Annotated in this window: 8 protein-coding genes and 1 pseudogene; 4 read left to right on the top strand and 5 right to left on the bottom strand. The window is 55.6% G+C overall.

Annotated features, from left to right (window positions below; all coding sequences use genetic code 11):
• Positions 1 to 286: 286 nt before the first annotated feature.
• The 4 genes from spoT to G9Q73_RS06895 form a co-directional block, all read right to left on the bottom strand.
• Positions 287 to 2,473: a bifunctional GTP diphosphokinase/guanosine-3',5'-bis pyrophosphate 3'-pyrophosphohydrolase gene (gene spoT, locus G9Q73_RS06910; RefSeq protein ID WP_177419136.1), complete on the bottom strand. Its 2,187-nt coding sequence runs from the start codon at positions 2,471 to 2,473 to the stop codon at positions 287 to 289.
• Between the two features lie 101 nt (positions 2,474 to 2,574).
• On the bottom strand, positions 2,575 to 2,850 hold the full coding sequence (gene rpoZ / locus G9Q73_RS06905) for a DNA-directed RNA polymerase subunit omega (RefSeq protein WP_177419135.1): 276 nt from the start codon (positions 2,848 to 2,850) through the stop codon (positions 2,575 to 2,577).
• 256 nt (positions 2,851 to 3,106) lie between these two features.
• A complete protein-coding gene (locus tag G9Q73_RS06900; protein ID WP_177419134.1) occupies positions 3,107 to 3,307 on the bottom strand; it encodes a hypothetical protein in 201 nt (66 codons plus the stop codon).
• Positions 3,308 to 3,355: 48 nt separating this feature from the next.
• Positions 3,356 to 4,402 (bottom strand): methyl-accepting chemotaxis protein, encoded by a 1,047-nt coding sequence (locus tag G9Q73_RS06895; RefSeq protein WP_177419133.1) that lies wholly within the window; start codon positions 4,400 to 4,402, stop codon positions 3,356 to 3,358.
• 133 nt (positions 4,403 to 4,535) lie between these two features.
• Between G9Q73_RS06895 and G9Q73_RS06890 the strand changes: the two are divergent.
• The 4 genes and pseudogenes from G9Q73_RS06890 to G9Q73_RS06880 form a co-directional block, all read left to right on the top strand.
• Positions 4,536 to 5,990 (top strand): annotated as a pseudogene (locus G9Q73_RS06890) (c-type heme family protein); the annotation flags it as partial.
• A gap of 268 nt (positions 5,991 to 6,258) precedes the next feature.
• The gene (locus tag G9Q73_RS20400) at positions 6,259 to 6,318 is read left to right on the top strand and encodes a hypothetical protein (protein WP_369408945.1); all 60 of its coding nucleotides are present in this window, start codon (positions 6,259 to 6,261) and stop codon (positions 6,316 to 6,318) included.
• Between the two features lie 460 nt (positions 6,319 to 6,778).
• On the top strand, positions 6,779 to 8,200 hold the full coding sequence (locus tag G9Q73_RS06885) for an ATP-binding protein (protein WP_246345089.1): 1,422 nt from the start codon (positions 6,779 to 6,781) through the stop codon (positions 8,198 to 8,200).
• A gap of 48 nt (positions 8,201 to 8,248) precedes the next feature.
• Positions 8,249 to 9,856: a PAS domain-containing protein gene (locus G9Q73_RS06880; protein ID WP_246345087.1), complete on the top strand. Its 1,608-nt coding sequence runs from the start codon at positions 8,249 to 8,251 to the stop codon at positions 9,854 to 9,856.
• Positions 9,857 to 9,971: 115 nt separating this feature from the next.
• Here G9Q73_RS06880 and G9Q73_RS19525 read toward each other — a convergent pair.
• Positions 9,972 to 10,286 (bottom strand): hypothetical protein (locus tag G9Q73_RS19525; protein ID WP_246345085.1); only part of this gene is annotated, 315 nt, incomplete at its 5' end.

The following is a 10,286-nucleotide window of genomic DNA, read 5'->3' as shown; positions in this document are numbered from 1 at the left end:
AAAATTGTACTGGTTCAGTTACGTATCAATTTCCTGCCATAGACTGAAGAGGTCTCGTGCGTTAAGGGTTCTGTTTCTATGGCGAACTCCGTTTCCGAATCTCAGGTGCCAAGTCTTAACACCTAATTCGAATGCCAGGTACAAAACTGCCGGGGCAGCTGCCATACTTTCCATCAGGGGTGTTTGAGCATGTTTCATCACTAAGTCCTCTTTCTATACTCCCTAATAGAGGCTTAGCTCAAATACCCCCTCATGGCATCTACGTTGTATTGTGTTGGATAGTTACCTAAATACTCTGTCTCGATATCTTCAATACAGAGGGAATAACCCGCAGACTGCGCATGATTCTGGCCAGATGCACCCGGTCTCTCACGGTAATGACGAATACCAGCGTGGAGAAGAGGCCATCCCGCTCCTGGGAAGTCACATTTTCGATATTGGATCCCTGTTCCGAAATCGTCGCGGCCACCGAACCCAGCACACCCCGGCGATTGCCCGCCTCAACCCGGATCTCCGTGGCAAACTCCGCCTCAATATCCGACGCCCACTGTGCCTCGATCCAGTTGTGGCCCTGTTTGTTGAATTCACCCAGGTTTCGACACCCATGCCTGTGGATAACAATACCCTTGCCCGGATTGAACACCCCCATCACAGGATCGCCAGGGATCGGCCGACAACAATTGGCAAAGCTGACCACCATGCCTTCGGTGCCCTTGATTGAGAGCCCCCCGGCCGACTCTGCGCCTGGAGTATCCGCCGTCTCCACCGACGTTGCCAAATCCTCTCCTGCCAGACGTCTTGCTATCAGCAACGGCATGCGGTTACCCAGAGCGATCTCCGCCAACAGATCATCCTGACTCTCCAGGCGATACTCTTCCAGTACCTGCTGTATTTTCTCTTCGCCCAGTGCATCCAGGCTGGTCTGGAACCGTTTAAGCTCTCTTTCAAGCAGTCGCCGACCCAGATCAACCGCAACCTGGCCCTGAAGATTCTTCAGAAATGCCCGAATATTGGCCCTCGCTTTGCCTGTCACCACATAGTTGAGCCAGGCGGGACTCGGGGTGGCATTCTCGGCATTGATGATCTCGACAGTCTGGCCATTGCGCAGCTGAGTGCGCAATGGAACCAGGCGCCGGTCAACCCGTGCCGCTACGCAGGTATTACCCACATCCGTATGAACGGAATAGGCAAAGTCGACCACCGTAGCGCTTTTCGGCAATACCATAATGCGGCCACGAGGGGTAAAAACGTAGACTTCGTCCGGAAAAAGATCAACCTTGACGTGCTCAAGAAACTCCACCGAGTCACCAACACCCTGCTGCATCTCAAGCAGATTCTGCAGCCAGTCAGAGGCACGGGTACTCATCGTAATGCTGCCGGAGTCCCCGGACTTATACATCCAGTGGGCTGCAATGCCCGACTCTGAAAGCCGGTCCATCTCTTCGGTACGAATCTGTATCTCTATGGGAATGCCCTGCGGCCCGAACAACACCGTGTGCAACGACTGGTAGCCATTGGCTTTGGGGATGGCAATATAATCCTTGAAGCGGCCCGGCATCGGTTTATAGAGGTTGTGTATGGCACCAAGGACACGATAGCAGGTGTCGAGCCGGTCGACGATGATGCGGAAAGCGAAGACATCCACCACATCGGAGAAGGTGATGTTTTTCTCCTGCATCTTGCGGTAGATGCTGTAGAGATGTTTTTGCCGCCCGTAGACATGCCCATCCATCCCTTCCTGTTCAAGACGGTTGAGCAGCGAGGTCTCTACATTCGCAACCAACTCTTTATGCTGTCCGCGCGATTCATTCACCGCCTGCCTGAGCGCCCTGTAGCGCATCGGCCAGTGCGCGGCAAACCCCAAATCCTCGAGCTCAAGACGGACGCTGTTGATGCCTAAACGGTTGGCGATTGGCGCATAGATATCCAGAGTTTCGCGCGCGATACGGCGTGCCTTCTCCGGACGCATCACCCCCAGGGTACGCATATTGTGCAAACGGTCCGCGAGTTTGATCATGATGACCCGGATATCCTTGGTCATCGCCAGCAACATCTTACGCAGACTGGCGGCCTGCGCTTCGGCCTGGGATTGAAAATCGATCTTGGAAAGCTTGCTGACACCGTCCACCAATTCGGCGATCTCCGCACCGAAGGTATCGGCTAACTGCTCTTTGGCGGTGGGGGTATCCTCAATGACATCATGCAGAATCGCCGCCATCAGGCAATTGTGGTCCATACGCATCTCAGCGAGTATGCGTGCGACGGCGACCGGGTGATAGATGTAGGGTTCACCGGTTTTGCGGTGTTGGCCGGAGTGGACTTCGGCACCGAACAGATAGGCGCGATAGACCTCACGCACCTGATCGGAGTCGAGATAGCTTTCCAGATAGGCGCAGAGATCACTGATCAGAAAACGGGGTTTTTCCTGATCAGCGTCCAGCCGGTAGCCAGTTTGATTAAGCAGGTTGCTCATTCAGCACTCCATCATACCTATGATGGATTCTGTGCCGATTTCCCACCTATATGCAAGATCAAATCCAACGGGATTTGCCCTGCAGTGTAAACCAGGGAGTGTTATGCGCCAGGCTGTACCATTGGAGAGACATCGAACACAGCCCCGTCATCAACCACGACATCCTGTTTCGCCAAATTTGCGGCATCCACGTCCTGGTGGGTGATCAGACCGTCGGCAATCTCCCGCAGCGCCACCACCGTCGGTTTGTCATTTTCCCAAGGTATCAGCGGCTCCACGCCATTAACCAGTTGCCGGGCACGTTTGGTCGCCAGCAGAACCAGATCAAACCGGTTATCCACGTAATCGAGACAATCTTCAACGGTAACGCGAGCCATCTTTTCTTTCACTCCGGGTAACAAAGCGGGCTGAGCCGCACAGGGAACCTTTCATAGTATATGAACCAGCCTCAAACTTCCACGCCGTGGCCTAGTGCCTGGTCCGCATGGGGTGCAGCTTCTCTGAATGTGACGAACGTAGGGTGCAACCCGCGCACCATGATTGCTGCTTTTTCTGGTGCGCATGGCGCACCCTACCAGATAATCAAACGCTGCCCGTCATCTTTTCAGGTTGGTTTGAACGCCGGAATCCGAGTTAGAACAACACATCATCCACGGCTTTCGTGAAAGCATCCTCACGGCTGCTCTTGGGCGGTGCCACCTCAATACCCAAATGCCGTTCCACTTGTTCGATAAGAGAGACAACCTCACTGGAGAGGGCATCGAGCTGCTGGAAAAGAGACTCTGCCTCCTCTGTTCTGCCCTGGCCTTTGAGCTTGACGATCTCGATTATCACTTGATGAAGTTCTTCGTGCGGCCTGTTCGCTGCTCCGTTTCATAACCACTACCGCCTCATCCGTTGAGCCTTTGAGCCTTTGAGCCGGTCAATAATACTTTCGATCTCCTCGGTGGACTCCTGCGTGCGCTGGGCAAGATTCCGCACCTCATCCGCAACAACGGCGAAGCCCCGCCTGGAGTCACCTGCCCTGGCGGCTTCAATCGCTGCATTCAGGGCCAACAGGTTGGTCTGCTCGGCGATACTGCGAATCACCGCCACGATACCGCCGATCTCCTGATTATGGGTTTCCAGCTGGTGCATCACCCTTTCAGCCTGCTGAATATCCTGGGCCAGCGCATTGATGGCCGAGATGCTGTCCTGGGTTACGCCCATACCTTCCGTCGCCTGTTGCCTGGCTTGATTGGCCAACTCGGAAGCCTGATTGGAATTCGCCGCCACCTCCCTGATACTGACCACCATCTGATCAATATTGTCCGTAACCTCTCCTGTTTCGAGCTGCTGAATTTGAATGCCGTTTTGGGTCTGTTTGGCCACGTCCCCCATCTTTGTGGCGGCATTTGCAACTGAGACAGCCGCGCTCATCGATTGGGTGACAAGTATTTCGATCTGCGCCGAAAGCTGATTGTACGCCTCAGCCGAATGACCCAGCTCATCCACCGTGTCTGCGGGTAGCCGCAAGGTCAGATCTTTAGCCTCGATGCCATTTACGAAGGTTGTTTCAAAGCGTTCAATCCGGCGGGTTTTTGAAAGTACACCGGCTATCTCAGACATGGCAAGCAGCAACCCCAGCAATAAAAGAGCCGAGGTCAGCCAAAGCTGGGCTTCTGAATGGCTATTCGCAAATCCCAGCCCAGAGGCCGCCAAACGACTGACGGCCCGGTTCAGATCAAGCACGATATCTATGGCCTGGGTTGAGGCCTTTAGCCACTCTTGAGGGGTAACCGGATACTCGCCCGTCTTCCGCTGGGCAAATATCCGCTCTCTGAATTGCTGATATCCGCCAAGAAAGACGGTTTTCACCTTTTGCAACGCGGTGGAGACATCATCTGCGGCCTGCTGATCGACCCCCCCCATCTGATACAGCAGCAACACCAAATCCCCTCCAGCAGGAAGAAGGTTGTGAAATATCAGTAAAATACGACATCACCACATTCTGATGACTGTTGCCCAAAGCCAGCTGTGCTTCTATTATTTTCAGATGACTAAGGACAACATATTGTAAGCAATGAAGCTTCATTCAAAACTACTGCTCGCTTTCGGTTCGGTGCTGATGGCCACCTTTACCCTGGTGGAGATCATCGGCTACCGGCAGACTCATGAGCAGATGCTGGCAAACCTGCGCCAGGATGCGCTGGAGATCCGCGGGGTCCTGATGGCCACCCGTCGGGTCTACCATCACCAGTTCATCGACAGCGGCCTCCCGTTGAACAAAAAAACCCTCGGTTTTCTGCCTGCCCACGCCATGAACCGGATCTCCAATGACTTTCGGAACTGGAGCGACAGCGGACTGAGCTTCAACAACGTCTCCGACCGCCCCCGTAATCCGGACAATCAGGCGGACGAGATCGAACTGGAGGCGATGACCTGGTTTCGCGCCAACCCCAAGGAGAAAGAGCGTCTGGTGCCCTTCAAGAACTCACAGGGCCAATCCTATTTCCACTTTTCGAGTCCCATCTGGATCGAGGAGTACTGTCTGAAGTGCCATGGTAAACGTGACGAGGCGCCACTGACCATCCGCGAAACATACGCCGCATCGTATGAATACCAGCTGGGTGATCTGCGCGGCCTGATGAGTATCAAGCTACCCGCCCATTTCATCGAGGACGAGGTACTGGCTCAACGCATTTCTGAAATGTGGGGACACCTGTTCGCCTTTGCCGTCGCCTTTGCCTTCGGCGCCTGGTTGCTGCGCAGATGGGTCACCCGCCGGCTGACGCTGATCCAGTCGGTGGCGGGCGATCTGGCCAGGGGTGATTACGATGCCCGGGTGCCGGTTCGGGGACACGATGAGTTGTGTGACCTCGCCTCAGCCTTCAACGACATGGCGGAACAGCGCCAGACAGCCGAGTCGTCGCGCCGGGAGAGTGAGCAGCAAGTGCGGGATCTGCTCGATTCCACCGCCGAGGCGATCTATGGCCTGGATGCTGAAGGGCGCTGCACTATTGTCAATCCGGCCTGCCTTCGGATGCTGGGTTATCAGCATGCCGGCGAATTGGTCGGCAAAGAGATGCACCCCATGATGCATCATTCCAAGGCGGACGGCACAGCCCGCTCACTGGATGAGTGTCTCGTCGCCAGTGCCTGGCGTGACGGTCAGGCGACCCTCACAACCAAAGACATCTTCTGGCGCCGGGACGGCAGCAGTTTTCCGGTGGAGATCTCCGCCTATCCGATTCGGCGAGACGGTGAAGTCGTGGGGGCAGTGGCGACTTTCCTCGATATCACCGAACGGTTGAAGAGCGAAGAGAGTCTGCGGCGGGCGCAAAAGATGGAGGCGGTGGGCCAGCTCACCGGCGGCATCGCCCACGACTTCAACAACCTGCTGGGCATCATACTCGGCAATCTCGACTTTCTGCAGCGCTTGGTAGCGGATAACAAAAAGGCCAGTGATCGGGTACAGACCACCACCAAGGCAGCCCTGCGTGCGGCAGACCTGACCAAACAACTGCTCGGTTTCTCAAGGCGCGAGTCTAAAAATATCAGCGCCACAGATCTGAACCTGGTCATCCGGGGAATGGAGAGCCTGATCGCCCGTTCGGTCACCCCGGAGGTAGAGGTAGAGCTGCAGCTGGCGGAGGGACTCTGGCTGACCGAGATCGACCAGGGCGACTTGCAGGACGCCCTGCTGAACCTGGTCCTCAATGCCCGGGACGCCATGCCCAACGGAGGGAGCCTGACCATCGAGACCGCCAACCGGATGCCAATCCTATTTCCACTTTTCGAGTCCCATCTGGATCGAGAATTACTGTCTGAAGTGCCATGGTAAACGTGACGAGAGGCGCCACTGACCATCCCGCGAAACATACGCCATCGTATGAATACCAGCTGGGTGATCTACGCGGCCTGATGGTATCAAACTACCGCCCATTTCATCGAGGACGAAGTACTGGCTCAACACATTTCACAAATGTGGGGACACCTGTTCGCCCTTTGCCGTCGCCTTTGCCTTCGGCGCCTGGTTGCGCTGCGCAGATGGGTCACCCGCCGGCTGACGCCAGTGATCCAGTCGGTGGCGGGCGATCTGGCCAAGGGTGATTACGATACTTGGGTGCCGGTTCCGGGACACGATGAGTGTGTGACCTCGCCTCAGCCTTCAACGACATGGCGCAACAGCGCCAGACAGCCAGTCGTCGCGCCGGAGAGTGAGCAGCAAGTGCAGGATCTGCTCATTCCACACCGCCAGCGGGCGATCTATGAAAGCCTGGATGCTGAAAGGCGCTGCACTATTGTCATCGGCCTGCCTTCCGGATGCTGGGTTATCAGCATGCCGGCGAATTGGTCAGCAAAGTACACCCCGCCATTGCATCATTTCCAAGGCGGATTGGCACAGCCCGCTCACTGGATGAGTGTCTCGTCGCCAGTGCCTGGCGTGGCGGTCAGGCAACCCTCACAGCCAAAGACATCTTCTGGCGCCGGGATGGCAGCAGTTTTCCGGTGGAGATCTCCGCCTATCCGATCCGGCGAGACGGTGAAGTCGTGGGGGCAGTGGCGACCTTCCTCGATATCACCGAACGGTTGAAGAGCGAAGAGAGCCTGCGGCGGGCGCAAAAGATGGAGGCGGTGGGCCAGCTCACCGGCGGCATCGCCCACGACTTCAACAACCTGCTGGGCATCATGCTCGGCAATCTCGACTTTCTACAGCAGTTGGTAGCGGATAACAAAAAGGCCAGTGAACGGGTGCAGACCACCACCAAGGCAGCCCTGCGTGCGGCAGACCTGACCAAACAACTGCTCGGTTTCTCAAGGCGCGAGTCAAAAAACATCAGCGCCACAGATCTGAACCTGGTCATCCGGGGAATGGAGAGCCTGATCGCCCGTTCGGTCACCCCGGAGGTAGAGGTAGAGCTACAGCTGGCGGAGGGACTCTGGCTGACCGAGATCGACCAGGGCGACTTACAGGACGCCCTGCTGAACCTGGTCCTCAATGCCCGGGACGCCATGCCCAACGGAGGGAGCCTGACCATCGAGACCGCCAACCGGATGCTCGATGCCATCTATGAAGAGCAAAACCCCATCGTCGACAAGGGCGACTATGTCCAACTGGCGGTAAGCGACAACGGCAGCGGCATCCCCGCCAAGGCGCTGGAGCACATCTTCGAGCCCTTCTTCACCACTAAACCCGAGGGCAGAGGCACCGGCCTGGGCTTGAGCATGGTGTATGGTTTCGTGCAGCGCTCCAAGGGCTATATCAAGGCCTACTCCGAGCCCGGCATCGGCACCACCATTCATCTCTACCTCGCCCGCTCAGGAGACCAGCCTCAGAAATCCGCTCACTCGACCGACAACGAAGTAATATTACCCAAGGGAACCGAGAGCATCCTGGTGGTGGATGATGAGGCGGATCTGATAGAGATAGCCAGCCATCATCTGGAATCACTCGGTTACCAAACAGTCGCTGCGGGAAGTGGCCAGCAAGCTCTGCAGATACTGCACGAAGCCAGGCAGATAGATCTGCTTTTCAGCGACGTGGTGATGCCCGGCATGAGCGGTTATGAACTGGCCCAGCAGGCGACCGCCAAAAATCCGAAACTCAAGGTGTTGCTTGCATCAGGTTTCACTAAAAAAGCAGTGGCGCAAAACGGTCAGGTACGCTTCTCCGCTTCCCTGTTGAGCAAACCCTATAGCAAGGCGGAATTAGCCCGGCGGGTGCGGGAGGCACTCGATGATTGATCCGTTCATTCGTAATACGAACCATGGCATAGCAGGAGCCATACAGAAATGACGACAACAGGCAGCTCACCGCTACGCGTGATAGTCATCGTAACCCTGGCCGTGGTTGCCGCCCTGGCCATCCTCATCTCATCTTCAGGAATTGCGCTCAGAATCGCCAAGCAGAGCGCACCTCTGATCGATGCCGCCATGGAGGTCAAGTATGAACTGAGCCTCTACCACCTCTGGTTCGAGGAACTGGTGCAGCAGGATCCAACGGTGGACCGGGAGCAGGTTTGGCAGCATCTCAACCGGGCACGCTGGTACGCCAACGCAATGCTGGAGGGGGGAGAAAACCGGGAAGGGCAATTTCAGGCGCTTGATGATCCCATCCCCCGCGCCATGATCCTCAAGACACTGGATCACATGGATCGTTTTGAAAGTGTCGGACTAAATCGCCTTGAAAAGGCCCAAAGCAGTCTCGCCGGATCGAGAGAGGATCAGCGCTTCGACGAGGTATTCGCCAAAGTCATCACCAGTGCAGATGAGGCCGAAACAGCCGTTCAGCAGAATATGGCTGCTCAAGTCAGGCAGTTTGAGCGTCTGGTTTACATCCTTGGAGTGGTGGTAATACTGGTTGGGCTGGCAGGGGGGACTCTGTTTCTCCTCTTCGAGCGACGGCGCAACGCTCATTACGATTTGCTGCTGGAGAGCAGGGAACAACTTGGCCGTGAGCAGAAACTGCTGAAAGAAGCTCAGGCATTTGCCCACATAGGAAACTGGACGCTCGACGCCGGCACAATGAAGGCTGTCTGGTCGGATGAGATCTTTCGCATCTTTGGCATTGATGCCACCGATGGAGTTGGCCCGGAATTTCTCTCCAGCCTTCTCCATCCTGAAGACCGGGATCCCGTACTCTCATCCCTGCAATGCGCGGTAGAGGATGGTCGGCCACACGACATAGAATATCGTATTGTCCGCCCTGATGGCGAAATTCGCTGGATCAACTGCCTGGCCAGGCAGATAGAGGACGAAAGCGGAAAGGTATTAGGGTTAAGTGGGGTCATCCAGGACATTACAAAACGCAAGCTCGATGAGTCGCAAATGCAGGAAAGCAAGGAACGATTGAGCCGCCTGTTCGAACATACAGATGCAATAGCCGTGCAGGGTTGCGACAAAAACCGCCGCATAATCTACTGGAATCCAGCCAGCGAATCCCTCTATGGTTATGCGGAAGATGAAGCCATCGGCCAGCAACTGGAAGACCTCATTATTCCAGACGAAATGCGTGAACAGGTAATTTCGGCCATCGACACTTGGGTGGAAGAGGAGAAAGAAATCCCCTCTTCGGAATTGACCCTGCGCAGGGCTGATGGTTCGCAGGTAGAGGTTTTTTCAAGCCACGTTATGTTCCGGAACAAAAATAATGAACCGGAGATGTATAGTATCGATGTAGACTTGACCGAACTCAAACGGGCCGAAGCCAAGGTGCGTAAGGGCGAACTGGTATTGAATTCCGTATTCCAGGCCCTGCCGGACCTGTTCTTCCTGATGGACAGGGACGGCACCATACGAGACTACTGCGCCCAACAAACATCTGCCCTATACGTACCGCCTGAGACCTTCCTCAGCAAAATGCATGCGGATGTGCTTCCATCGCAGTCGCCAACCAGTTGATGAAATCTGGCCAGGTAAACACACCCAGGGAGGGCTGGCCACATACGAATATAACGCGAAATGCCACAAGGCTGACCAGTACAACCACCTCAGCAGGTTACCGACAGCCTACAGCTCATCGCCGTGGTGCGGGATATTGCAGGAGCGCAAGCTGGCTGAGAGCGCTGAAAAACAGCGAAAGAACGTTACCACTATCTTTGAAGGTGCACCTGAAGGCGTTTGGTTGATTGGACCTGACACCGAACTCTGGAGGTGAATCGGCGCTTTGTGCGAGATGCTGGGTTATCGGACCCAGATGAAATGATAGGAAGATCCCCTGGATTTCGCCGATAGAAGAGAACAGAAAATTTTTACAACTGAAATGGAACGGATAGACACAACCAGCAGACGCAACTATGAGGTCAAACTGCGCCACAGCAATACGTAACGA

This window comes from endosymbiont of Lamellibrachia barhami (assembly GCF_011947365.2).
Lineage (GTDB): Bacteria > Pseudomonadota > Gammaproteobacteria > Chromatiales > Chromatiaceae > QGON01.
This window is presented reverse-complemented; position numbering and strand designations above follow the sequence as displayed.

Excerpts from the sequence above, each read along its gene's own strand:
- spoT (WP_177419136.1), bottom strand. The coding sequence starts at position 2,473 with ATGAGCAACCTGCTTAATCAAACTGGCTACCGGCTGGACGCTGATCAG.
- G9Q73_RS06880 (WP_246345087.1), top strand. The coding sequence starts at position 8,249 with ATGACGACAACAGGCAGCTCACCGCTACGCGTGATAGTCATCGTAACC.
- G9Q73_RS06885 (WP_246345089.1), top strand. The coding sequence starts at position 6,779 with ATGCTGGGTTATCAGCATGCCGGCGAATTGGTCAGCAAAGTACACCCC.
- rpoZ (WP_177419135.1), bottom strand. The coding sequence starts at position 2,850 with ATGGCTCGCGTTACCGTTGAAGATTGTCTCGATTACGTGGATAACCGG.